Here is a 21840-nt window from a genome sequence, read left to right as displayed (position 1 = left end):
TTTCAGCGGCTCTGAAAGCGCAAAAGCCCGACACCTCGCGGTGTCGGGCTTTTTTATTTGCGGCTCGGGGACCGCGACGATCAGAGCCCCAGGGCCTTGCGATCGACCTGGTAGTTCTGCGGGCCGCGCTGCGCGATCTTGAGCGCGCCGATGCGGTTGCCCAGTGCCGCGCACTGCGCCAGCGGCCATTCCTTTTCCAGACCGAACAGCAGCGCGCCGCGCCATGCGTCGCCGCAGCCGGTGGGCTCGACAACCTCGGTCGGCACCACGCCCGGCACATGCTCGCGCACGCCGTCGGTCCACACTTCGCAGCCGTCGGCCGCCAGCGTGACCACCAGGCCGCGCACGCGCTGCGAGATCTCGGCCAGGCTCCAGCCGGTGCGTTGCGACAGCATCTTTCCTTCGTAGTCGTTCACCACCACCCAGCTCGCGAGCTCGACGAAATGGCGCAGCGCCTCGCCGTCGAACATCGGCAGGCCCTGGCCCGGATCGAACACGAAAGGAATGCCGGCGGCGGCAAATTGCTCCGCGTGCTGCAGCATCGCATCGCGGCCGTCGGGCGCGATGATGCCGAGCTTGATGTCTTCGCGCGCAGCAACCTTGGTGACGTGCGCCTGCTGCATCGCGCCGGGGTGAAACGCCGTGATCTGGTTGTTGTCGACGTCGCTCATGATCATCGCCTGGGCGGTGAAGGTGTCGTCGAGCTGGCGCACGAACTCCGTGCTGATGCCCAGCGAGCGCATGCGCTCGAGGTACGAGGCGCCGTCGCTGCCCAGCGTGGCCATCGGCAGGGCCGTGCCGCCGAGCGCATTGAGGCTGTAGGCGATGTTGCCGGCGCAACCGCCGAAGTCACGCCGCAGGGTCGGCACCAGGAACGACACATTCAGGATGTGCAGCTGGTCCGGAAGAATCTGGTCGGCGAACCGCCCCTCGAAAGTCATGATCGTGTCGAACGCGAGGGAACCGCAAATTACTGCTGCCATGGGTGAGCCGTTGGTTGAAGAATTGAAGAAAGAAAGAGACGCCTGCGAGCGCCGCGTTCAGGGATAGAAGGCCTCGACGCGGTATCCCGCGATGGGCGGCAGCGCCGCGGCTTCCGAGGCGGACAGCGTCAACGGCAGCGAAGCCGCGCGATCCGCCCGCGCAGCCAGCACGGCCGGAGCGCCGTAGTCGGCCGGCATGAGCACGCGGCGCACCACGGCACGCTCCTGCGTGTCGAGCAGCGACAGCTCGACGGCCGGCATCGCGAGCGGCACGGTCGCGCCATTGCGCAAGGTGAAGCTCAGCCGGTAGTCGTTGCTGCCGCTCTTCTCGCGCGCGAAGGCAGCGCCTTCGATCACGATGTCGCCGATCTGGCGCAGGGCCGCAAGTTCGCAGCCGGTGTATTGGCACAGCATCGCCAGTGCGGGACGCAAATTGGGCTGGCGCGCCGCGATGCCATCGCGCTCATGTCGAATGACCTGCACGACGAGCAGCAGCACGGCAAGCACCGCCAGCAGCACGAGCAAGACGCGCACGCTCTTGCGCTGCCAGAAGCCCGGCAATGTTTCGGCAGGATCGTCTTCTTCGGAGAGCGGATGGCCCGGCGGCGGCTCGAAGGTCGACGACAGGGAGAAGTCGGGCTCGCTTTCGGTCTGCACGGCCTGCACCGCCGAAGCCGAACTCGCGGCCTTCGCTGCGGCGCGCTCCTCGCGGGCCTTGGCGCTCGCGATCTTGGCCGACTTGATGCGGGCGCGGCGCAGTGCTTTCTGCATCTGCACCTGGTCGTGGTCTTTTTCTTCCTGCTCGCGCTCGCCCTCCCCGTCGTCGCTGGCGCGTTCGACCAGCGTGCGCATCCTGGCCTGCGACTTGGCGGGCAGCGGTGGCACCGGCGGGGGCGGCGAAGGCGGCGCAGACGCCAGGTTGAGGTCGATGCTCGGAAACGGCGGCAGCGTGCGCTGCGGCGGCTTCCACGCGGGCTCGGTGGCGTCGAGGTCGGACCAGGGCTCGTCCGCGGCGATGCCGTGCTCGGGCAAGGCCAGGGAGAAATCGAGCGGCGACGGCAGCGGCGGCATGACCGCCGGCGGCAGCGATGGCCCGGACGCCTCAGGCAGAGGATCCTGCCGAGACTGGTGGTGCTCGGGCTCGTCGTCGAAGAAGTCGGCATCTTCCGCTGCCGGCTGGGCAGGCGCCTCGACGGCCGGTGGTGGCGGCACGGGCGCAGGCGATGGGGCTGCCTTCGGCTCGGGCGGCGATTCGACCAGCCCGGGCATGTAGCCGCCCTGCATTGCAGGCGACGCACTCGCCGATGCGCCATCGGGCGCTTCATGCAGGTCGAGCGTGGCATCGAACACATGGCTGCAGCGCCCGCAGCGCACCCAGCCGTCCGAGATGCGAAGCTGGTCGCGCACCACCTTGAAGGTGGTGGTGCAGGCGGGACAGCGCGTGACGAGGCTCATGACGGGGCGATTGTAGGGTCGGGCCCTCGCCGCGTGAGGGGCGCGAAGCAGCGGCTCAGCAGCGCGCGGTCATGAGGATCCAGCCGTCCTCGGTGTCGCTGACTTCGAGCGCGGCGTACGGTGCGTAGGCCTCTTTCAATTCATCGGCCTGGCGCTCGAGGATGCCGGCCAGCACCAGCGACCCGCCGGCCTTCACGTGGCCGCGCAGCAGAGGCGCGAGCACCTTGAGCGGCGTGGCCAGGATGTTCGCGAGCACGGTGTCGTAATGGCCCTTGGCCGCCTCGGGCAGGCCTGCCTTCAGCTGGACGCCGTTGGCCTCGGCATTGAGCCGGGTCGACGAGACCGCGGCTTCGTCGATGTCGACGGCGTCGATGTCGCTCGCACCGAACTTCGCCGCGCCGATGGCGAGGATGCCGGAGCCGCAACCGTAGTCGAGCACGCGCTGGCCGCCCAGGCCGCCTTGCCGGGTGGCGATCCAGCGCAGGCACATGCGGGTGGTGGGATGCGTGCCGGTGCCGAAGGCGAGCCCCGGGTCCAGGCGAATCACCTGACGGGCCTGCTCCGGCGGCTCGTGCCACGTGGGCACGATCCAGAACTCGGGCGTGATCTCGACCGGCGCGAACTGCGATTGCGTGAGCCGCACCCAGTCCTGCTCGGGCACGGTGCCGATGCCGAGCACTTCGCAGCCTTCGAAGAAGTCCTGCAGTGCAAGCACCGAGGCAGCCTCTTTCGCGGCGGCCTCGTCCGGGAACAGCGCGATCACGCGCGAACGCTGCCAGCCATCCTTGGGCGGCGGCATGCCGGGCTCGCCGAACAGCGCCTGCTCGGCGTCGGTCTGCGCGTCGGCGTCTTCCACCGACACGCTCAGTGCATCGAGTGCATCGAGCGCGTCGCTGAGCGTTTCGACCCGGTCTTCCGGCGCCATCAGGCGGAGTTCAAACATCGCAGTCTTTCCAGGTCAGCGCTTGTGTGCAGCCAGCCACTCTTCGAGGTAGTGGATGTTGGTGCCGCCGGTCATGAACTTGGAATCGACCATCAGCTCGCGGTGCAGCGGGATGTTGGTCTGGATGCCTTCGATCACCGTCTCGTTGAGCGCCGTGCGCATGCGGGCCATGGCCTGCTCGCGCGTGTCGCCGTAGACGATGATCTTGCCGATCATCGAGTCGTAGTTCGGCGGCACGAAGTAGTTGGTGTACGCATGCGAGTCGACGCGCACGCCAGGGCCGCCCGGCGGGTGCCACATGGTGATGCGGCCCGGCGACGGCGTGAACTTCCAGGCGTCTTCGGCGTTGATGCGCACTTCGATGGCGTGGCCGTGCATCTGGATCTGGCGCTGCGTGAACGGCAGCTTCTCGCCGGCCGCGACCATGATCTGCGTCTTGACGATGTCGATGCCCGTGGTGAACTCCGTCACCGGATGCTCCACCTGGACGCGCGTGTTCATCTCGATGAAGTAGAACTCGCCGTTCTCATAGAGGAACTCGAAGGTGCCGGCACCGCGGTAGCCGATCTTCTTGCAGGCGGCTGCGCAACGCTCGCCGATCTTTTCGATCAGCTTGCGCGGAATGCCCGGCGCGGGCGATTCCTCGATCACCTTCTGGTGGCGGCGCTGCATGGAGCAGTCGCGCTCGCCCAGGTAGACGGCGTTCTTGTGCTTGTCAGCGAGGATCTGGATCTCGATGTGGCGCGGGTTCTGGAGAAACTTCTCCATGTACACGGCCGCATTGTTGAAGGCCGCGCCGGCTTCCGCCTTGGTCATCTGGATCGCATTGACCAGCGCCGCCTCGGTGTGCACCACGCGCATGCCGCGGCCACCGCCGCCGCCCGCCGCCTTGATGATGACCGGGTAGCCGATCGCGCGGGCAATGCGCTTGTTGGTGGCGGCGTCGTCCGACAGTTCGCCTTCGGAACCGGGCACGCAAGGCACGCCGGCCTTGATCATGGCCTGCTTGGCCGAGACCTTGTCGCCCATCGTGCGGATGTTGTCCGGCGTCGGGCCGATGAACTGGAACCCGCTCTGCTCCACGCGTTCCGCGAAGTTGGCGTTCTCGCTCAGGAAGCCGTAGCCGGGGTGGATGGCTTCGGCGTCGGTCACTTCGGCGGCCGAAATGATCGCCGGCATGTTGAGATAGCTCTGCGCCGACGGGGCCGGGCCGATGCACACCGCCTCTTCAGCGAGCTTGATGTACTTGGCGTCGCGATCGGCCTCCGAATACACCATCACGGCCTTGATGCCGAGCTCGCTGCAGGCGCGCTGGATCCGGAGGGCGATTTCCCCCCGGTTTGCAACCAGGATCTTCTTGAACATGGTCACTCGATGATGAACAGCGGCTGGCCGTATTCGACCGCCTGCCCGTTTTCGCCGAGGATCTGGGTGATCGTGCCGGACTTGTCGGCTTCGATTTCGTTGAGGATCTTCATCGCTTCGATGATGCAGACCGTGTCACCCTCGTTCACCTTGCTGCCGACTTCGACAAAAGCCGGTGCGCCGGGGCTGGACGAACGGTAGAAGGTGCCGACCATCGGCGACTTCACTGCGTGGCCGGCGCGAGCCGCCTCCGCGGCAACCGGCGCGCTGGCCACGGCGGGGGCCGCACCGGCTGCGGCCGGCGCGGCGGCTGCCGCTGCTGGCGCAGCCAGGGTTTGCACATACTGCACCGGGGCAGCGCCGCCGCCCTTGACGATGCGAACCTTGCCTTCGGTCTCGGTGATTTCCAGTTCGGAAATATTCGATTCGGACACCAGATCGATCAGTGTCTTGAGTTTGCGCAGATCCATGAGACTCCAGTGCCGGCTTTGCCGGTCTTTGGGATATAACTTGTCCGAAAATCGGTGATTTTCGGCGTTTGGCGGCTAATGCCAGCGGGAGGGCGGGATTCTAACCACGAACCAGTTCGCGCCGCCAAGTGTCCAGATCGGTGGTTTCCAGCTTGCCCATTTTACGAGCGGCCACAGAACCGTTCGCATTCAGTACCAGGGTGAAGGGCAGCCCGCCGCCCGTATTGCCCAGGTTCTTGACCAGTTCCGTGCCCTGCAGGCCGGCCAGGCCGGTGGGGTAGGTGACGGGCGTGCGTTGCAGGAATTTGCGCACGGCGCTGGGCTGATCGATGGCCAAACCCACCACTTGCCATCCGTTGGCGCCATGTTCGCGGAAAAAGGCGTCGATCATGGGCATTTCTTCGACGCAGGGAGGGCACCATGTAGCCCAGAAGTTCAGCAGCAGCGGCTTGCCGCGCAAGCTCGACAGAACGAGGTCACCGCCCTCCGGGCGCTCGAAGCTCTGGCCCCAGAACGCGGCGTCCAGCTGCTCGCCGCCGCCTGCCGAACTGCTGCTGCCGCGCTCCTTCCACCAGGCGCCACCGAGCCCGGCGGCTGCCGCGGCAGCCGCCACGCCGGCATAGAGCATGCCGCGTCGGGTGGGCGAAGAAGTCATTCACTTGTCCTTTTCTCGTTCAATCAGTCGGCGCAATGCGGGCAGATCGCCGCGCGGCGTGCGCCCCTGGGCGTCGGGCTTCAGGGCTCCGCGCAGGTCGTCGAGGTCATAGACCAGCAGATGCACGCCGATTTCCTCGCCGAGCGCCCGGCTCGGCGCATGCACGCTCAAGGCCTCGACCTGTTCGCCATGAAAGCCGGTCACCATGCGGGGCTCGTAGTCCACGTGGTGATCGATCAGGGCGATTTCGGCCGACTTGGAATCATCGCAGAACAATTGAATATAAATGTCTGACAGCCGGGTGGCCGTTCCGTGCCATACGGCGCCGCCGACATGCGGGCGGAAGGCGGCCATGCGCTCCATCCATTCGAGCGCCAGAAGGCGCAGCGCGTGCAGTTCCTGCGGCTGGGTATCGGCGCAGAACAGCTCGATGTATTCGCGCACCTCGGCCTCGACTTCGTCGTTGTTCGGCAGCGGCGTGCGCGCCGACAGACCGAGGTCGCGCAGTGCGCGACGCTTGGCCGGGCCGTACTCCAGCCCTTCCTCGACGACGAGACGGGCTGCGGAAGCGGCGATTTCACGCTTGGACGTGTCCATTCGGGCATTTTGCCCGCAGTGGACGTCCCTCACACGAACATCAGTACGAAGCACAGGTCAAAGGCCTGGCGGCCGGGTGGGCGCCGCATGTCGCTTCCCTAGAATCGACCGATGCACATTCATATTCTGGGTATCTGCGGCACGTTCATGGGCGGACTCGCCGCCCTGGCGCGCGAGGCAGGCCATCGGGTCACGGGTTGCGACGCCGGCGTGTACCCGCCCATGAGCGACCAGCTGCGCTCGCTCGGCATCGATCTGATCGAAGGCTTCGGCGCCGAGCAGTTGAAACTTTCGCCCGACATGTTCGTGATCGGCAACGTGGTCTCCCGCGCGCGGCTGCCCGACGGGAGCCCCAAGTTCCCGCTGATGGAAGCAATCCTCGACGCTGGCAAGCCCTACACGAGCGGCCCGCAATGGCTGGCCGAACACGTGCTGCAAGGCCGCCATGTCCTGGCCGTGGCCGGAACCCATGGCAAGACCACGACCACGTCAATGCTGGCCTGGGTGCTCGAAAAAGGCGGCAAGGCGCCGGGCTTCCTGGTGGGCGGCGTACCGCTGGACTTTGGCGTGTCGGCCCGGTTGGGCGACGGCACGGCTTTCGTGATCGAAGCCGATGAGTACGACACGGCCTTCTTCGACAAGCGCAGCAAGTTCGTGCACTACCGGCCGCGCACCGCGGTGCTGAACAACCTGGAATTCGATCACGCGGACATCTTCGATGATCTCGCCGCCATCGAACGGCAATTCCATCATCTCGTGCGCACCGTGCCCAGCACCGGCCGGCTGGTGGTGAACGCCACCGAAGAAAGCCTGCGGCATGTGCTGAGCCAGGGCTGCTGGAGCGAGCTCGCGCGCTTCGGCGCCGGCGGCGAGTGGCAGGCTCGCGGCTCGCACGACGCCTTCGACGTGTTGCGCCAGGGCGAAGTGATCGGCCGGGTCGAATGGGAACTCTCCGGCCTGCACAACCAGATGAATGCGCTGGCCGCCATTGCCGCGGCCGACCATGTGGGCGTGCCGCCCGCCGAAGCCGCCCGCGCGCTCGGCAGCTTCCGCAACGTGCGCCGGCGCATGGAGCTGCGGGGCACCGTGGAACGCAGCGGCGGCAGCATCACCGTCTACGACGACTTCGCCCACCACCCCACGGCCATTCGCACCACGCTCGACGGCCTTCGCAACAAGCTCGACGCGGCAGGCAAGAAAAGCGAGCGCATCCTCGCGGCCTTCGAGCCGCGCAGCAACACGATGAAGCTGGGTGTCATGGCGGCGCAGCTGCCGTGGAGCCTGGAAGCGGCCGACCTGTCGTTCTGCCACACGGCCGGGCTCGACTGGGACGTGGCCGCAGCGCTGGCGCCGATGGGCGAGCGCGCCCAACTGGCCGGGGCCATCGAACCGCTGGTGAATCAGATCGTGGCCGCCGCACGGCCCGGCGATCACATCGTCTGCATGAGCAACGGCGGCTTCGGCGGCGTGCACGACAAACTGCTTGCCGCGCTGAAGGCCGCGGCGGCATCATGAGCGCATGCCCCTTATCCCTCCTCTGTCCCGTGCGCAAGAACTGATTGAGACCCTGAAGCTACAGCCGCACCCCGAAGGCGGCTGGTACAAGGAAGTGTTCCGCTCGGTGGCGACCGTCTCCCCCACCGATGGCCGCGCAACCCGCAATGCGCTGACCAGCATCTACTTTCTTCTGGAAGCCGACCAGCAGTCGCGCTGGCACCGGGTGCTGTCGGACGAGGCCTGGGTGCATCTGGAAGGCGTGCCGCTGGCGCTCTGGACCTGCGACGCCGCAATGCGAACCGCGCCGGCCCATGTGAAGCTGGGCCCGGTCGATGCCCACGGCACGCGGCCCCAGCACGTGGTGCCCGCCGGCCAGTGGCAGGCCGCGCGCCCGATTCGGGGGCACGCGGCGGGCGACTACACGCTGGTCGCCTGCATGGTCGGGCCGGGCTTCGATTTCGCCGACTTCTCGCTGGTGCCGCCCGACAGCGACGAAGCTGCGTCGATGCGGCACCACTGGCCCGACCTGGCCGACATGCTCTGACCCGGCTCAGCCCCGGCGGCGCTTGACCGCCTGCGACAGCGTGTCGAGCACCTGCACCGAGTCGTCCCAGCCCAGGCAGGCGTCGGTGATGCTCTTGCCGTATTCCAGGCCCGACAGTTCGTCCTTGCCCGGCGTGAACTTCTGGGCGCCAGCCTGCAGGTGGCTTTCGACCATCACGCCGAACACGCGGTTCGAACCACCGGCGATCTGCGCGGCGACATCCTTCGCCACGTCGATCTGCTTCTGGTGCTGCTTCGAGCTGTTGGCGTGGCTGCAGTCGACCATCAGCGTGGGCGGCAGCTTCGCGGCCTGCAGGTCCTTGCAGGCAGCCTCGACGCTTTCGGCGTCGTAGTTGGGCGCCTTGCCGCCGCGCAGGATCACGTGGCAGTCGGGGTTGCCGTTGGTCTGCACGATGGCGACCTGGCCATTCTTGTGTACCGACAGGAAGTGATGGCCGCGCGCAGCCGCCTGGATGGCGTCGGTGGCGATGCGGATGTTGCCGTCGGTGCCGTTCTTGAAGCCGATCGGCGCCGACAGGCCCGAGGCCAGTTCGCGGTGCACCTGGCTTTCGGTGGTGCGCGCGCCGATGGCGCCCCAGGCGATCAGGTCGCCGATGTACTGGGGCGAGATCACGTCGAGGAACTCGCTGCCCGCCGGCAGGCCGAGGCGGTTGATGTCGATCAGCAACTGGCGCGCGATGCGCAGGCCTTCGTCGATGCGAAAGCTCTCGTCGAGGTACGGGTCGTTGATCAGGCCCTTCCAGCCGACGGTGGTGCGCGGCTTCTCGAAGTACACGCGCATCACGATTTCCAGCGTGCCGGCGTACTTTTCGCGCTCGACCTTCAGGCGGCGGGCGTATTCGAGCGCCGCGGCCGGGTCGTGGATGGAGCACGGCCCCATGATCACCAGCAGCCGATCGTCCTTGCCCGCCATGATGTTGTGGATGCTGCGGCGGGTGCCTTCGATCAGCGTTTCGACAGGCGTGCCGCGGATCGGGAAAAAGCGGATCAGATGTTCGGGAGGGGGCAGCACGTTGATGTCCTTGATGCGTTCGTCGTCGGTCTTGCTGGTTTTTTCGACGCTCGCATACCAGCTGTCGCTGGCGGGGGCAGTGTTCGTGCTCATGGGTGCTTCCTTGTTGGAGTGGGTTTCGTCAGGCCATAAAAAAACCGCCGGGGGCTTGAAGCCACCGGCGGTTTTGGGAGGGTGTTCGTTTGCTTTACGCGCTCGCCTCTCGTCCGCCGGAAACCGGGAACCAAAAGTAGGCAAAAAAGTAAGCGCGGAGGGCGGACATGTGGGCGAAATGTAGCACGGAAAGCAAAGACCGGGTCAAGCGGCTTGGCTTACCGGTAGCCCGATTCGTTGGGGTTGTGGATGATCCAGATCAGGTTGCCGCTGGAGAAATCGCCCATGCCGCCGCCCGCGAAAATCAGCCGGCCCTGGCCCTTGTAAGTCATTTCGAAGCGGTGGCGGTCACTGCCGAAATAGAACGGAATGAAAGCCTTGCCGGTGACGTAGGCGCCCTGGTCGGTCGGCTGGCCGGCCAGGTCGGTGACCTGCCTGGCGCTCATGCCGATCTGCAGCCGCGCGAACTTGCTGTTGCGCGCCGGGTTGCCTGTGATCTCGCCTTCGTAGCCGTTCAGGCCCTTGACCGTCTTGCCGCTGCCGGCCTCGACCTTCGACGAGTCGACCACGTTGCCCTGGGCGTCCATGCCGGCCTTGGCACCACCGCGGGCGGCGGGCGCCGCTGCGGCTGCTGGCGCTGCCTCGGGCTGGCTGCCCGAACCGCCGCGCGATGCGCAACCGGCAGAAGCCAACGCCACCAAGGCGGTCACGGCCCACAGCACAGCGGGCGAATTGATCCTGCTCCCCATCGAGTTGCTCCTTGAATTCTGTCGTTCGCAAAAGGAACGCAGCTTAGCAACCGAAGGAAACAATCCGCAAGTGACAAAAGGCCTAAGCCGTTCCACCTACTGTCAGGCCGTCGATGCGCAGGGTCGGCTGGCCCACGCCCACGGGAACGCTCTGGCCTTCCTTGCCGCAGGTGCCCACGCCGGAGTCGAGCGCCATGTCGTTGCCGATCATGGTCACGCGGGTGAGCGCGTCCGGGCCGTTGCCCACGATGGTCGCGCCCTTCACCGGATACTGGATCTTGCCGTTCTCGACCCAATAGGCTTCGCTGGCCGAGAACACGAACTTGCCGCTCGTGATGTCGACCTGCCCGCCGCCGAAGTTGGTGGCGTAAAGGCCCTTCTTGATACTCGCGACGATTTCCTTCGGGTCCTTGTCGCCGCCGAGCATGTAGGTGTTGGTCATGCGCGGCATCGGCACGTGGGCATAGCTCTCGCGGCGGCCGTTGCCGGTGGGCTTGACCTTCATGAGGCGCGCGTTCATCGAGTCCTGGATGTAGCCCTTGAGGATGCCGTCCTCGATCAGCACGTTGCGCTGGCTGGCGTTGCCCTCGTCGTCCACGTTGAGCGAGCCGCGGCGGTCGGCGATGGTGCCGTCGTCGAGCACCGTCACGCCCTTGGCCGCCACGCGCTGGCCGATGCGGCCCGAGAACGCGCTCGACCCCTTGCGGTTGAAGTCGCCTTCCAGCCCGTGGCCGATGGCTTCGTGCAGCAGGATGCCGGGCCAGCCCGAGCCGAGCACCACGGTCATCTCGCCGGCCGGGGCCGGGCGCGCGTCGAGGTTGGTCAGGGCCGCCTTCACGGCGTGGTCGACGTACTCGGCGATCTGCTCGTCGGAGAAGTAAGCCAGGCCGAAGCGCCCGCCGCCGCCGCCGGAGCCGATTTCGCGGCGGCCGTTCTGCTCGGCGATCACCGTGACCGAGAGCCGCACCAGCGGACGCACGTCGGCGGCCAGCGTGCCGTCGGCGCGTGCCACCAGCACCACGTCGTATTCGCTGGCCAGGCCGGCCATGACCTGCGCCACGCGCGGGTCGCGCGAACGCGCCAGCTTCTCGACCTTCTCGAGCAGCTTGACCTTGGCGGTGCTGTCGAGCGTGGAAATGGGATCGATGCCTTGGTAGAGCGAGCGGCTGGAGGCGATCTTGCGGGTCGCCGTCTTCACGCGGCCGGTGCGGCCCGCGGAGGAAATCGAACGCACGGTGCGCGCCGCGTCGAGCAGCGAGGCTTCGGAAATGTCGTCGGAATAGGCAAAGGCGGTTTTCTCGCCGCTGACCGCGCGCACGCCGACGCCCTGGTCGATGCTGAAGCTGCCGGTCTTGACGATGCCCTCTTCGAGGCTCCAGCCCTCGCTGCGGGTGTACTGGAAGTACAGGTCGGCGTCGTCCACCCGGTGCGCGGTGATCTCGGCCAAGGCCTTGCTCAGGTGCGATTCGTCGAGTCCGAACGGCGTGAGAAGGAGCTGTTGCGCCGTGGCGAGGCGCTCGATGGTGGGTTCGCGAGAGATCATGACCGCCATTCTAGGCAGCAGCCCTCTTCCGCGCCGCCCTCAAGGGCACTGCGGCGCTAGTTCTGCGCCAGCTTCCTTGCCCGGGCGATCGACATCAGGATCCCCAGCCCCAGCCCCAGCGTCACCATGGCCGTGCCGCCATAGCTGATGAAGGGCAGCGGCACGCCCACCACCGGCAGGATGCCGCTCACCATGCCCATGTTCACGAAGGCGTAGGTGAAGAAGATCATCGTCACCGCCCCCGCCAGCAGGCGCGAGAACAGCGTGGTGGCGTTGGTCGCGATGGCCAGCCCGCGGAAGATCAGCAGGATGAAGGCCGAAATCAGCATCAGGTTGCCCATGAGGCCGAATTCCTCGGAATAGGCCGCGAAGATGAAGTCGGTGGTGCGCTCGGGAATGAATTCGAGGTGCGTCTGCGTGCCCTGCATGAAGCCCTTGCCGCCCACGCCGCCCGAGCCGATGGCGATCATGCCCTGGATGATGTGGAAACCCTTGCCCAGCGGGTCCTTGCTGGGGTCGAGCAGCGTGCACACGCGCTGCTTCTGGTAGTCGTGCAGCACGCGCCAGTCGACGCCGTCGGCGCACAGCCGCGACTCGAAGCTCACGATCAGCGTGATGGCCACCGCGCCGATCACCACCGGCGGCACGATCAGCTTCCAGGGCAGCCCCGCGAAGAAGATCACCGCCAGCCCCGCCGCCAGCACCAGCAGCGAGGTGCCCAGGTCGGGCTGCTTCATGATGAGGCCGACCGGCACCGCCAGCAGCACCGTCGCCACCACGAAATCGAGCGGCCGCAACTGGCCTTCGCGCCGCTGGAACCACCACGCGAGCATCAGCGGCATCGCGATCTTCAAAATTTCGCTGGGCTGGATCACCATGCCCAGGTTGATCCAGCGCTGGGCGCCCTTCTTGGTGATGCCGAAGAGCGCCACCGCCACCAGCAGCGCCACCCCCATCGCATAGAGCGGCACGGCCGCGAGCATGAGCTTCTGCGGCGGCACCTGCGCCACCACGAACATGATGAAGCCGGCCAGCAGCATGTTGCGGCCGTGGTCGACGAAACGGGTGCCATGGTCGTAACCGGACGAATACATGGTCAGCAATCCGGCGAATGCGAGCAGCAGCACGGCAAAGGCCAGAAAGCCGTCGAAGCCCTGGAAGATGGGCGCGATGCGACGCGCCAGGGAGGGCTGATTGAACACGGCAGACATGGGGGCGGATTATCCCCGCCCCGCCGCCCGCCTCAATCGAAAGCCAACTGAACGACCGTGCGGCCAGGTCGGCTTTCGACCGCCAGGCGGGCGCCGATGGCCCCGGCGCGCTCCGCCAGCGCCCTTGGCACCTGCGTGGCGTCGTAGCCCTGGCCGTTGTCGATCACCCGCACCTGCACCGTCTTGCCGCGCATGTCGGCCTCCAGGCGCAGCACGGTGGCATGAGCGTGCTGCAGCACGTTCGATATGGCCTCGAATAGCAGGAACTGCAGTTGCCGCATGGTCTGGGCGTCGAGCCGCGCCACCGTGTCCACCTCGTCCACCGCCCATTCGAATTCGATGCCGGCCGCCGCCAGCCGGGGCTCCAGCCGGTAGCGCAGCGCCGCGAGCAAGGCGCCGACGTCGCCCGGCGGCAGGTGGATGGAATCGATCGACAGCTTGAGCTGGTCCAGCGAATCGCGCAGCGTGCGCAGCAGGTCGCCCGGGCTGGTCTGGCCCGACTGCAGCTGCCGGATCGCCGAGCTGATGTGCGAGCCCACGCCGTCATGCATGTCGCGCAGGATGCGCTCGCGCTCATGGGTGCGCGCCTGGTCGCGCGCGGCGGCCTCCAGCTCGGCATAGGTGGCGGCCAGTTCGCGTTCGCGTTGGGCCACCTGCTCGGCCAGCGCCGCCACCGATCCGCGCGCCTGCACCGTCGCCGCGTGAAAGCGCCGCAGCACGATCAGCAAAAGGGCCACGCCGAAGAACACCGACGAATAGCGCACCCAGGTGGTTTCGCCGTAGGCGTCACTGAGGCGGATCACCAGCCAGTCGCGCGCGGCGAAGGCCACCGTCACCAGCGCGGCGCCGGCCACCAGCAGCTGCTCCGTGTTCGGCTTGCGAACGGTCGCGATCGCGAAGGCGCCCACCAGCGCGACGACCAGCACGATTTCCACCGCGAGCCAGCCGGTGAGCCACAGCGGCTCCTCGCGCTGCAGGGCCACCGTGGTGAACACCGCCGTGCCGGCCACGATGGCGGCCATCGGCCAGCGCACCCAGCGGAAGCGGCGGTCGTTGCCCCAGCCGGCGATGTGGCAGCCGAACATCATCACCGAGACCACCCAGCCCGCGTAGCAGATGGCCATCAGCACGCCCCACACGCCCCAGCTCAGCGGCGGCTCGGCGATGACGCCGTCGGCCACCCGCACGGCCCAGCAGAACTCGGCCAGCGCGGCCCAGAAATAGAGGCCCTCCCGGCGCGGCCGGCCATTGGCGGTCGTCTCGACCTGCGTCAGCCACAGCGCCAGGGCGATGCCGCCCACGATCAGGCTGAACGCCGCCAGCAGCACCGAACCCGTGAAGCGCCAGGCATAGGCGCTCTCGAACATTTCCGACCGCACCTGCGCAGCCGGGCCGATGGTCACGTGCGAGAGGCCTGCACGCCGCCCGCTGTCGGCGCGCAGGCGGATCTGCAGATGGTTCTCGCCCTGCTTCAGCAGGCGCCCCGGCACGGGTATGTAGATCGGCGCCTTCGCGTAGTCGGCCTCGTTGCCGCGCTCCAGGTTGCCATAGACCTGCAGCAAAGCGTCGTTGAGCTGCACCTCGAACACGTTGCCCACGCGCGGAATGAAGATGCCCCACGGCGTTTCCGGGGTGGCCTCGAGCGTGAACGGCAGGTCGAAGGTCGCGAAGCCCGGACGGCCTTCGTGCTGCCGGTCCCAGTGATACGACAGATCCACCGGCTCGGTGCGCCGGACGCCGTCGACCGAGGTCGTCACAGAGCCCTGCGTCAGTTCGATCGACTGTTCCGGCACGCTCGCAGCGGCCGTCGTGGCGATGCCCGACAGGAGCAGCGCCAGCAACAACGAAAGCAGCGACACCAGCTTCGACACCATCCGTGCTCAGCCCGGATGAGACAGCAGGCCGAGGCGCGTCGCTTCGAAGACGGCCTCGCTCTTGGAATGCACCGCGAGCTTTCCGTAGAGATTCTTGATGTGAGTCTGCACCGTGTGGACGCTCAGCCCCTTGAGCCGCGCGATTTCAGCGTAAGAAAAGCCGCGCGCAATGAGCGTCAGCACCTCGTGTTCGCGGCCCGACAGCAATCCGCGGTCGGACTCCTCGGCGGGCGCTTCGGGTGCGCCGCCCGCCACCTCGGCACCGCCGACCGCGCTCGCAGCCGACGACTGCAGGCTGCGGTACTTGGCCAGCACGCGCCGCGCGATCATGGGCGAAATCGGCGACGCGCCGGCCTTCATCTCGACGATGGTCTGCGCGATGTCCTCGGGCGCGGCGTCCTTGTGGATGTAGCCCACCGCGCCGGCCTCGATGCTGGCGAGCACGTTCTCCTCGTCGCCGAAGACCGACACCACCAGCGGCTCGCAGCCGGGAAAGCGCGCGACCGCGTCGCGGATCACGTCGAGCCCGGTGCCGTCGGGCATGCCGAGGTCGACCAGCAGCACGTCGGGAATGGTTGCGGTGCGCGCCAGCCAGGCACGCGCCTCCTGCACGCTGCCTGCGCTGCCGAGCCAGAAAAGGCGCGGGCTGCGCTGCACGCTGGCCTCGAAAAAAGCGCGCGCGCGACTGTCGTCTTCGACGACGAGCACGCCCCACCGGCGCAATGTCCCGTCATCTTGAGCCTCGATATTCATGGGCACGAGCATAAGGCTCGGCGCAAATTGTGAATTCGGCCACGCCTACCCAGTTCATGGGATGCGTCCGCACAAGCACCCCATGACACTTGCGCCGCTTTTTTGCCGTATGCCGTGCGCATGTCCAAACGGTGTTTTTCGAAGGCGCCACGCCTCGAAGTAATCCGAACGTAGACCATCTGCATCAGGGCAAAGAACAACATGAATACTTTAAGTCTCGATTCGCGCAAACCCTTTTGGACCGGGGCCGCCAAGAGGTTTGCGCACCCCCGAGCCCGATAGGCCATCGCCCCTGTCGCAGAACCCCGCTCACAGGGTTTTTGTACGTTGGAAGCGGCCTCGCGAGAACAGACCTCATGCAAAATTACCCGGTCCCGGCAAGCGCGGCGCGACGCACGCCCCTCCCGTATCTTCATCGCATGGATCCGCAAACCACTCACCTGTTGTACCTGCACGGCTTCCGCTCCTCGCCTCAATCGACCAAGGCCCGGATCATGGCGGACCGCGTGGCGCGGCGCCACCCGAACCTGCAATGGTGGTGCCCGCAATTGCCGCCTTCGCCGCACGATGCGATCGACCTCGTGATGAAGGGCATCGCCCACTGGCCGCGCAAGTCGATGGCGGTGGTGGGCTCCTCGCTCGGCGGCTTCTATGCCACCTACGTGGCCGGCATGACGCGCTGCCGCGCGGTGCTGCTGAACCCGGCGGTGCACCCCGCGCGCGACCTCACCCGCTACATCGGCGACCAGACCGTCTGGCACGACCCGGCCGAGTATTTCTACTTCCGCCCCGAATACATCCACGAGCTGCGCGCCATGGAAGTCGGCCAGCTCACGCGGCCCGAGCGCGTGTTCGCGATCATCGCCAAGGGCGACGAAGCCCTCGACTGGCACGAGATGTCCGCGCGCTATCCGGACAGCAACATCAAGCTGCTCGAAGGCGGCGACCACGCCCTCTCGGATTTCGACAAGGCGCATCTCGACGACGTGATGGCTTTCATCAATCCCGTCGTCTAGAGCCCCATTCCCAGCTCTCCCGCTTCACCAGAGACACACGGCCGCCGCGGCCGGGCCAGTCCAGCGTGGGAGAATCGGGGACTATGTTTGTATTGTTTGAAGAAGCCGGCAAGTACCTCGGCGGCCGCGTGCTGTCGGAGGCCGAAGCGTCGGCACAGGTCGAGCTCGACACCGGCAAGCGCGTCAAGGTCAAGGGCGCCAACATCGTGCTGCGTTTCGAGAAGCCCGCCCCCGCCGAGCTGATCGCCGAGGCGCGCACGCTCGCCGCCACCATCGACCTCGACCTCGCCTGGGAATTCGCGGCCGAAGGCGAATTCGGCTTTGCCGAACTCGCAGCCGACTATTTCACCGACAAGCCCTCGCTCGCGCAGCAAGCCGCGGCGCTGTTCGCATTGTTCGAGGCACCGCACTACTTCCGCCGCGCCGGCAAGGGCCGCTTCAAGAAAGCCCCCGCCGAAATCGTGCAGCAGGCGCTGGCCGCCATCGAGAAGAAAAAAGCCATCCAGGCGCAGATCACCGAGTGGGCCGGGCAACTGGCCGAGGGCGTGTGCCCCGCGCCGGTGCGCGAACAGCTCTACAAGATCCTGTTCAAGCCCGACAAGAACGCGCCCGAATACAAGGCCGTGGTCGACGCCGCGCGCGCCACGCAGCGCCCGCCGCTCGACCTGCTGGAGCGCGCCGGCGCCATCGACTCGCCCTACCAGTTCCACTGGCGGCGCTTCCTGTTCGAGAACTTCCCCAAGGGCACCGGCTTTCCCGCGCTCGCAGCGCCCGCCATCGTGGACGACCTGCCCGTGGCCTCCGGCGTGCAGGCCTTCTCGATCGACGATTCGCAGACCACCGAAATCGACGACGCGCTCTCGGTGCAGGGCCTGGGCAGCGGCACCGTCACCGTCGGCATCCACATCGCGGCACCGGCCCTGGCACTGACGCCGGGCAGCGCCATCGACAACGTGGCACGCGCGCGCATGTCCACGGTGTACATGCCGGGCTACAAGATCACGATGCTGCCCGACGACGTGGTCAACACCTACACGCTGCTCGAAGGCGGCGACCGGCCCGCGGTGTCGCTCTACGCGCGCTTCGACGAAGCCACGCTGGAACTGCAAGGCACCGAGACCAAACTGGAGCGCGTGCCCATCGTCGCCAACCTGCGCCACGACCAGCTCGACACCTTCGTCACGCAGCCCTGGCTCGAAGACGCCTCGTTCCAGAGCGAAGGCACGCCCGAAGCCGCGGCCCAGCTGCGCGCCCCGCTCTCCTTCCTGTTCCGCCTCGCGAAGCAGCTGAAGGCACAGCGCGAAGTGGTGCGCGGCAAGCCCGAGAACTTCAACCGGCCCGACTACAACTTCCGCCTCGTCGGCAACGAGGGCAACGAGCCCACCGGCAACGAGCAGGTGCAGATCAGCACGCGCCAGCGCGGCGCGCCGCTCGACCTGATCGTGTCCGAGGCCATGATCCTGGCCAACAGCAGCTGGGGCGGCTGGCTCGGCGAACTCGGCGTGCCCGGCCTCTACCGCAGCCAAGCGAGCCTGGCGCCCGGCATCAAGGTGCGCATGGGCACGCGCGCGCTGCCGCATGCGGGCCTGGGCGTGAAGAGCTATGCCTGGAGCACCTCGCCGCTGCGCCGCTATACCGACCTGGTGAACCAGTGGCAGATCATCGCCGCCGCGCGCCACGGCAAGACCGCCGCGCTGGCCGCGCCCTTCAAGCCGAAGGACGCCGACCTGTTCTCGATTCTTTCGGGCTTCGACGCAGCCTATGCCACGTACAACGCCTACCAGGGCGGCATGGAGCGCTTCTGGACGCTGAAGTACCTGCAGCAGCAGGGCATCTCCGAGCTCGAGGCCACCGTCATCAAGGACCTGCCCAACGGCGCGCTGGTGCGCGCCGAGACGCTGCCGCTGGTGTTCCCCGTGGCCGGCCAGCAGGAGCGCGGCGCGCGCCTGCGCGTGAAGCTCGGCGAGATCGACGAGATCGCGCTCGACGTGAGCGGCACCGTGCTCGAGCGCCTCGACACACCGAAGGCCGATGCGGCCGTCGACGAGGAGAGCGACGAAGAAGAAGTGGTTGCGGGCCCGATCGCCATCGCGGTCGACCTGACGGACAGCGAGGCCGCGCCCGAGAACACACCGGCATGAGCCATCGGGCCGTTCGAATGCGCCCCTCTGGAGGAGTTTAGAGAATGAACTTCAAGGACCTCAGCACGCTGCAGATCGCTCTGGGCGTGTCGGTCATCGCGCATGCCGCGCTGCTCGCGGTGCGCTTCGTCGACCCCGAGTCGTTCAACAAGGTCTTCAGCGAGACGCCGCTCGAAGTGATCCTGGTCAACAGCAAGACGCAGGACAAGCCCGACCCGAAGGCCAAGGTCATGGCGCAGACCTCGCTCGCGGGCGGCGGCGACCTCGAGCAGGGCCGCGCGACCAGCCCGCTGCCGCCGTCCAGCTTCACCTCGGTGGGCGATTCCTTCGAGGACTCCCGGCGCCAGGTCGAGGCCATGCAGGCCCAGCAGATGCAGATGCTCGCGCAGATCAAGCGCGAGCTGGCCGCCATGCCGGTGCCGGACCCGCGCAATCCGGGCGATCCGACCGAAGCCGCCGCGCAAGAAGAAAAGCGCCGCCAGATGGTCGAGATCCTCGCCCAGATCGAGCGCCGCGTGAACGAAGAGAACGCGCGTCCCAAGAAGCGCTACATCAGCCCGACCACGCGCGAGGCCGCCTTCGCCGTCTACGTCGACAAGATGCTTCGCCGCATCGAGGCGCGCGCCGCCGAGAACTTCCCCCAGATCGCCGGCCAGAAGCTGTACGGCGATCTCAAGATGACCATGACCGTCAACTTCGACGGCAAGGTGCTCGCCGTCGACGTCGACCAGAGCTCCGGCAACATCGCGCTCGACCGCCGGGCGCAGGCCATCGTTCGCAGCGTCGGCAGCTTCGGCAAGTTCACCGACGCCATGCGCCGCGAACAGGCCGACCAGATGGTGATCCAGGGCCTGTTCCGCTTCGCGCGCGACGGCACGATGGAAATCACCTCCCAATAGCCCAGGAACACCCTCCATGGACCTGTACTGCGTCATCGGCAACCCCGTCGAACACAGCCGCTCGCCGCGCATCCACGCGCGCTTCGCCGAACTCTGCGGCCAGCAGATGGACTACGGCCGCCGCCTCGTTCCCATCGGCGCCTTCGCCGAAGGCATCGCGGCCTTTCGCGCCGAGGCGGCCGAACGCGGCGACACCGCGCGCGGCTGCAACATCACCGTGCCCTTCAAGTTCGAGGCCGCCGCGCTGGCGCAGCACACCAGCGAACGCGCCACGCTCGCGCAGGCGGTGAACACGCTGCGCTTCGAGGCCGACGGCGGCATCCATGCGGACAACACCGACGGCATCGGCCTGGTCAACGACATCGTGCGCAACGCGGGCGTGCCGCTGCAGGGCAAGGCGCTGCTGCTGATCGGCGCGGGCGGCGCGGCGGCCGGCGTGCTGGGCCCACTGCTCGACGCGGGCGCCGCGCGCGTCGTGGTGGCCAACCGCACCGTCGACAAGGCCATCGAATTGGTGCGCCGCCATGCGGCGGTGGCGCTGCGCCACGGCGCCTCGCTCGAAGCCTGGGCGCTCGACAAGGTGCCGGGCGCCTTCGACGTGGTGGTCAACGCCACGGCCTCCAGCCTCGCGGGCGACGCGGTGCCGGTGAGCGCCGACGTGCTGCGCCCCGGCGGCCTGGCGGTCGACATGATGTACGGCCCCGCCGCCGCCGGCTTCATGGCCTGGGCCGAGGCGCACGGCGCGGTCGCGCGCGACGGACTGGGCATGCTGGTCGAACAGGCGGCGGAATCGTTCGAGATCTGGCGCGGCGTGCGCCCGCCCTCGGCCCAGGTGCTGGCCGAACTGCGAAGCTCGCTCGCCGCTGCTGCTGCCACCGCAAAAGCATGAAAGCCGTGCTGCGCCTGATCGCCTGCCTCGTGGTGGCGGGCGTGGCACTCGAGCTGTTCTTCGTGGCGCGCATCGCGGCCATGGCCGTGATCAACCCCGAGAGCACGGCGTTCCAGCGCTCCGAAGCCTTCCAGATCGCCCTGCACCAGGGCAGCAACGGCGGCTGGCGGCACGAGTGGGTGCCGTATGCGCAGATCAACGACACGCTCAAGCGTGCCGTCATCGCGAGCGAGGACGCGGGCTTCGTCGACCACAACGGCGTGGAGTGGGAAGCCATCGAACGCGCGCGCCAGCGCAACGCCAAGGCCGAAGAGCTGGCCGCCAAGCGCGCCGCCCGCGCGGTGGCGCGCGGCAAGCCGGTGCAGCCCGTGCGGCTGCGCGGCGGCTCGACCATCACGCAGCAGCTCGCCAAGAACCTGCTGCTGTCCGGGGAGCGCACCATGCTGCGCAAGGGCCAGGAGCTGGTGCTCGCCACGCTGCTGGAGCTGGTGCTCGACAAGCAGCGCATCCTGGAGATCTACCTCAACAACGTCGAATGGGGCGAAGGCGTGTTCGGCGCCGAGGCCGCGTCGCAGTACTACTTTCGCAAGCCGGCCTCGCGCCTGAGCGCCAACGAGGCCGCGCGCCTGGCCGTGATGCTGCCGAGCCCTAAGTTCTTCGAACGCCGCCTCGGCTCGCCCTACCTGAGCGGCCGGGCCTCGACCGTCATGGCGCGGATGCCGGCGGCCGAGCTGCCCTGAAGATGCCTCGCAGGCGCTCGATGACGAGCACGCCGAAGAAGCCCAGCACGTAAGCCACCACGTCCCACCAGTCGGCCGTGCTGCCCAGCACGATGCGCAGCGCCCGGTTCGAAATGCGCAGGTGCCACGCCGACGCGAGGTACTGGCCCAGCTCCACCGCGCAGCCCACCGCCAGCGCGGCAAGCGCCAGCGGCAGCACGCGCGCGCCGATGGCCGTCTTGAACACAAAGTAGACCCACACCACGGCCAGCACGTCGCCGAAGAAACTGCGCACCCAGCCCCAGCGCGCGCCGACGGTGGCCAGCAGCACGAGGATGAGAAACAGGGCCACCGCCCACGCCAGAGAAAGAGGATCGAAACGCCATCGCATGGCCCGTATCATCGCGCCCAT

Annotated in this window: 21 protein-coding genes; 7 read left to right on the top strand and 14 right to left on the bottom strand. The window is 67.4% G+C overall.

Translation table 11 applies throughout. The features are described 5' to 3' along the window. Window positions 1–80: 80 nt before the first annotated feature. The 7 genes from L3V85_RS07475 to L3V85_RS07445 all read right to left on the bottom strand — a co-directional run bounded on the left by L3V85_RS07475 (window position 81) and on the right by L3V85_RS07445 (window position 6468). Window positions 81–983 carry a carbohydrate kinase family protein gene (locus tag L3V85_RS07475; protein ID WP_237678738.1) on the bottom strand — a complete coding sequence of 301 codons (903 nt, stop codon included), beginning with the start codon at window positions 981–983 and terminating at the stop codon, window positions 81–83. A gap of 57 nt (window positions 984–1040) precedes the next feature. Beyond that, on the bottom strand, window positions 1041–2438 hold the full coding sequence (locus L3V85_RS07470; RefSeq protein WP_237678737.1) for a zinc-ribbon and DUF3426 domain-containing protein: 1398 nt from the start codon (window positions 2436–2438) through the stop codon (window positions 1041–1043). Window positions 2439–2493: 55 nt separating this feature from the next. Beyond that, window positions 2494–3381 (bottom strand): 50S ribosomal protein L11 methyltransferase, encoded by an 888-nt coding sequence (prmA, locus tag L3V85_RS07465; RefSeq protein WP_237678736.1) that lies wholly within the window; start codon window positions 3379–3381, stop codon window positions 2494–2496. Window positions 3382–3396: 15 nt separating this feature from the next. Beyond that, a complete protein-coding gene (accC, locus tag L3V85_RS07460; RefSeq protein WP_108135768.1) occupies window positions 3397–4746 on the bottom strand; it encodes an acetyl-CoA carboxylase biotin carboxylase subunit in 1350 nt (449 codons plus the stop codon). A gap of 2 nt (window positions 4747–4748) precedes the next feature. Next, window positions 4749–5216 carry an acetyl-CoA carboxylase biotin carboxyl carrier protein gene (accB, locus tag L3V85_RS07455; protein WP_237678735.1) on the bottom strand — a complete coding sequence of 156 codons (468 nt, stop codon included), beginning with the start codon at window positions 5214–5216 and terminating at the stop codon, window positions 4749–4751. A gap of 100 nt (window positions 5217–5316) precedes the next feature. After that, window positions 5317–5871 (bottom strand): TlpA family protein disulfide reductase, encoded by a 555-nt coding sequence (locus L3V85_RS07450; protein WP_237678734.1) that lies wholly within the window; start codon window positions 5869–5871, stop codon window positions 5317–5319. After that, complete coding sequence (locus L3V85_RS07445) at window positions 5872–6468, bottom strand: hypothetical protein (protein WP_081270205.1); 597 nt, start codon at window positions 6466–6468, stop codon at window positions 5872–5874. Window positions 6469–6579: 111 nt separating this feature from the next. Here L3V85_RS07445 and mpl point away from each other — a divergent pair, with 111 nt between their 5' ends. Both mpl and L3V85_RS07435 read left to right on the top strand, forming a co-directional pair. Further along, window positions 6580–7983, top strand: a complete 1404-nt coding sequence (gene mpl, locus L3V85_RS07440; RefSeq protein ID WP_237678733.1) for a UDP-N-acetylmuramate:L-alanyl-gamma-D-glutamyl-meso-diaminopimelate ligase — start codon at window positions 6580–6582, stop codon at window positions 7981–7983. Window positions 7984–7987: 4 nt separating this feature from the next. Beyond that, on the top strand, window positions 7988–8509 hold the full coding sequence (locus L3V85_RS07435; protein ID WP_237678732.1) for a cupin domain-containing protein: 522 nt from the start codon (window positions 7988–7990) through the stop codon (window positions 8507–8509). A 6-nt stretch (window positions 8510–8515) separates the two neighbouring features. Here the strand turns inward: L3V85_RS07435 and L3V85_RS07430 are convergent, their stop codons facing one another. From L3V85_RS07430 to L3V85_RS07405, 6 genes are all read right to left on the bottom strand, one after another. After that, a complete protein-coding gene (locus tag L3V85_RS07430; RefSeq protein WP_237678731.1) occupies window positions 8516–9634 on the bottom strand; it encodes a 3-deoxy-7-phosphoheptulonate synthase in 1119 nt (372 codons plus the stop codon). Window positions 9635–9852: 218 nt separating this feature from the next. Then, window positions 9853–10383, bottom strand: coding sequence for a hypothetical protein (locus tag L3V85_RS07425; protein WP_237678730.1), 531 nt, complete (start codon window positions 10381–10383; stop codon window positions 9853–9855). A gap of 82 nt (window positions 10384–10465) precedes the next feature. Next, complete coding sequence (tldD, locus tag L3V85_RS07420) at window positions 10466–11926, bottom strand: metalloprotease TldD (protein ID WP_237678729.1); 1461 nt, start codon at window positions 11924–11926, stop codon at window positions 10466–10468. Window positions 11927–11982: 56 nt separating this feature from the next. Beyond that, window positions 11983–13137: a rod shape-determining protein RodA gene (gene rodA, locus L3V85_RS07415; RefSeq protein WP_237678728.1), complete on the bottom strand. Its 1155-nt coding sequence runs from the start codon at window positions 13135–13137 to the stop codon at window positions 11983–11985. Window positions 13138–13169: 32 nt separating this feature from the next. After that, entirely contained in the window at window positions 13170–15011 is a 1842-nt protein-coding gene (locus L3V85_RS07410) for a sensor histidine kinase (RefSeq protein ID WP_237678727.1), read from the bottom strand. A 6-nt stretch (window positions 15012–15017) separates the two neighbouring features. After that, window positions 15018–15776 carry a response regulator transcription factor gene (locus tag L3V85_RS07405; RefSeq protein WP_237678726.1) on the bottom strand — a complete coding sequence of 253 codons (759 nt, stop codon included), beginning with the start codon at window positions 15774–15776 and terminating at the stop codon, window positions 15018–15020. Window positions 15777–16183: 407 nt separating this feature from the next. On the opposite strand from L3V85_RS07405, the gene L3V85_RS07400 reads away from it, so the two are divergent. The 5 genes from L3V85_RS07400 (at window position 16184) to mtgA (ending at window position 21449) form a co-directional block, all read left to right on the top strand. Then, window positions 16184–16780 carry a YqiA/YcfP family alpha/beta fold hydrolase gene (locus L3V85_RS07400; protein WP_237678725.1) on the top strand — a complete coding sequence of 199 codons (597 nt, stop codon included), beginning with the start codon at window positions 16184–16186 and terminating at the stop codon, window positions 16778–16780. 83 nt (window positions 16781–16863) lie between these two features. Beyond that, on the top strand, window positions 16864–18921 hold the full coding sequence (locus tag L3V85_RS07395) for a ribonuclease catalytic domain-containing protein (protein ID WP_237678724.1): 2058 nt from the start codon (window positions 16864–16866) through the stop codon (window positions 18919–18921). A gap of 44 nt (window positions 18922–18965) precedes the next feature. Continuing rightward, entirely contained in the window at window positions 18966–19820 is an 855-nt protein-coding gene (locus L3V85_RS07390) for an energy transducer TonB (RefSeq protein ID WP_237678723.1), read from the top strand. A gap of 16 nt (window positions 19821–19836) precedes the next feature. After that, on the top strand, window positions 19837–20709 hold the full coding sequence (gene aroE, locus L3V85_RS07385) for a shikimate dehydrogenase (protein WP_237678722.1): 873 nt from the start codon (window positions 19837–19839) through the stop codon (window positions 20707–20709). After that, window positions 20706–21449, top strand: coding sequence for a monofunctional biosynthetic peptidoglycan transglycosylase (gene mtgA / locus L3V85_RS07380; protein ID WP_237678721.1), 744 nt, complete (start codon window positions 20706–20708; stop codon window positions 21447–21449). Before aroE ends, mtgA begins: the two co-directional genes overlap by 4 nt. Here mtgA and L3V85_RS07375 read toward each other — a convergent pair. After that, window positions 21415–21831 carry a DUF2809 domain-containing protein gene (locus L3V85_RS07375; protein WP_237680519.1) on the bottom strand — a complete coding sequence of 139 codons (417 nt, stop codon included), beginning with the start codon at window positions 21829–21831 and terminating at the stop codon, window positions 21415–21417. The two genes, mtgA and L3V85_RS07375, sit on opposite strands and share 35 nt — an antisense overlap. Window positions 21832–21840 lie beyond the last annotated feature (9 nt).

The sequence above is a fragment of the Variovorax paradoxus genome, from assembly GCF_022009635.1.
Classification (GTDB): domain Bacteria; phylum Pseudomonadota; class Gammaproteobacteria; order Burkholderiales; family Burkholderiaceae_C; genus Variovorax.
The sequence above is the reverse complement of the archived record's forward strand: the minus strand, read 5'-3'. Positions and strand labels throughout refer to the sequence as shown.

Coding starts and splice junctions, on each gene's coding strand:
- L3V85_RS07475 (WP_237678738.1), bottom strand. CDS start 983: ATGGCAGCAGTAATTTGCGGTTCCCTCGCGTTCGACACGATCATGACT.
- L3V85_RS07470 (WP_237678737.1), bottom strand. CDS start 2,438: ATGAGCCTCGTCACGCGCTGTCCCGCCTGCACCACCACCTTCAAGGTG.
- prmA (WP_237678736.1), bottom strand. CDS start 3,381: ATGTTTGAACTCCGCCTGATGGCGCCGGAAGACCGGGTCGAAACGCTC.
- accC (WP_108135768.1), bottom strand. CDS start 4,746: ATGTTCAAGAAGATCCTGGTTGCAAACCGGGGGGAAATCGCCCTCCGG.
- accB (WP_237678735.1), bottom strand. CDS start 5,216: ATGGATCTGCGCAAACTCAAGACACTGATCGATCTGGTGTCCGAATCG.
- L3V85_RS07450 (WP_237678734.1), bottom strand. CDS start 5,871: ATGACTTCTTCGCCCACCCGACGCGGCATGCTCTATGCCGGCGTGGCG.
- L3V85_RS07445 (WP_081270205.1), bottom strand. CDS start 6,468: ATGGACACGTCCAAGCGTGAAATCGCCGCTTCCGCAGCCCGTCTCGTC.
- mpl (WP_237678733.1), top strand. CDS start 6,580: ATGCACATTCATATTCTGGGTATCTGCGGCACGTTCATGGGCGGACTC.
- L3V85_RS07435 (WP_237678732.1), top strand. CDS start 7,988: ATGCCCCTTATCCCTCCTCTGTCCCGTGCGCAAGAACTGATTGAGACC.
- L3V85_RS07430 (WP_237678731.1), bottom strand. CDS start 9,634: ATGAGCACGAACACTGCCCCCGCCAGCGACAGCTGGTATGCGAGCGTC.
- L3V85_RS07425 (WP_237678730.1), bottom strand. CDS start 10,383: ATGGGGAGCAGGATCAATTCGCCCGCTGTGCTGTGGGCCGTGACCGCC.
- tldD (WP_237678729.1), bottom strand. CDS start 11,926: ATGATCTCTCGCGAACCCACCATCGAGCGCCTCGCCACGGCGCAACAG.
- rodA (WP_237678728.1), bottom strand. CDS start 13,137: ATGTCTGCCGTGTTCAATCAGCCCTCCCTGGCGCGTCGCATCGCGCCC.
- L3V85_RS07410 (WP_237678727.1), bottom strand. CDS start 15,011: ATGGTGTCGAAGCTGGTGTCGCTGCTTTCGTTGTTGCTGGCGCTGCTC.
- L3V85_RS07405 (WP_237678726.1), bottom strand. CDS start 15,776: ATGCTCGTGCCCATGAATATCGAGGCTCAAGATGACGGGACATTGCGC.
- L3V85_RS07400 (WP_237678725.1), top strand. CDS start 16,184: ATGGATCCGCAAACCACTCACCTGTTGTACCTGCACGGCTTCCGCTCC.
- L3V85_RS07395 (WP_237678724.1), top strand. CDS start 16,864: ATGTTTGTATTGTTTGAAGAAGCCGGCAAGTACCTCGGCGGCCGCGTG.
- L3V85_RS07390 (WP_237678723.1), top strand. CDS start 18,966: ATGAACTTCAAGGACCTCAGCACGCTGCAGATCGCTCTGGGCGTGTCG.
- aroE (WP_237678722.1), top strand. CDS start 19,837: ATGGACCTGTACTGCGTCATCGGCAACCCCGTCGAACACAGCCGCTCG.
- mtgA (WP_237678721.1), top strand. CDS start 20,706: ATGAAAGCCGTGCTGCGCCTGATCGCCTGCCTCGTGGTGGCGGGCGTG.
- L3V85_RS07375 (WP_237680519.1), bottom strand. CDS start 21,831: ATGATACGGGCCATGCGATGGCGTTTCGATCCTCTTTCTCTGGCGTGG.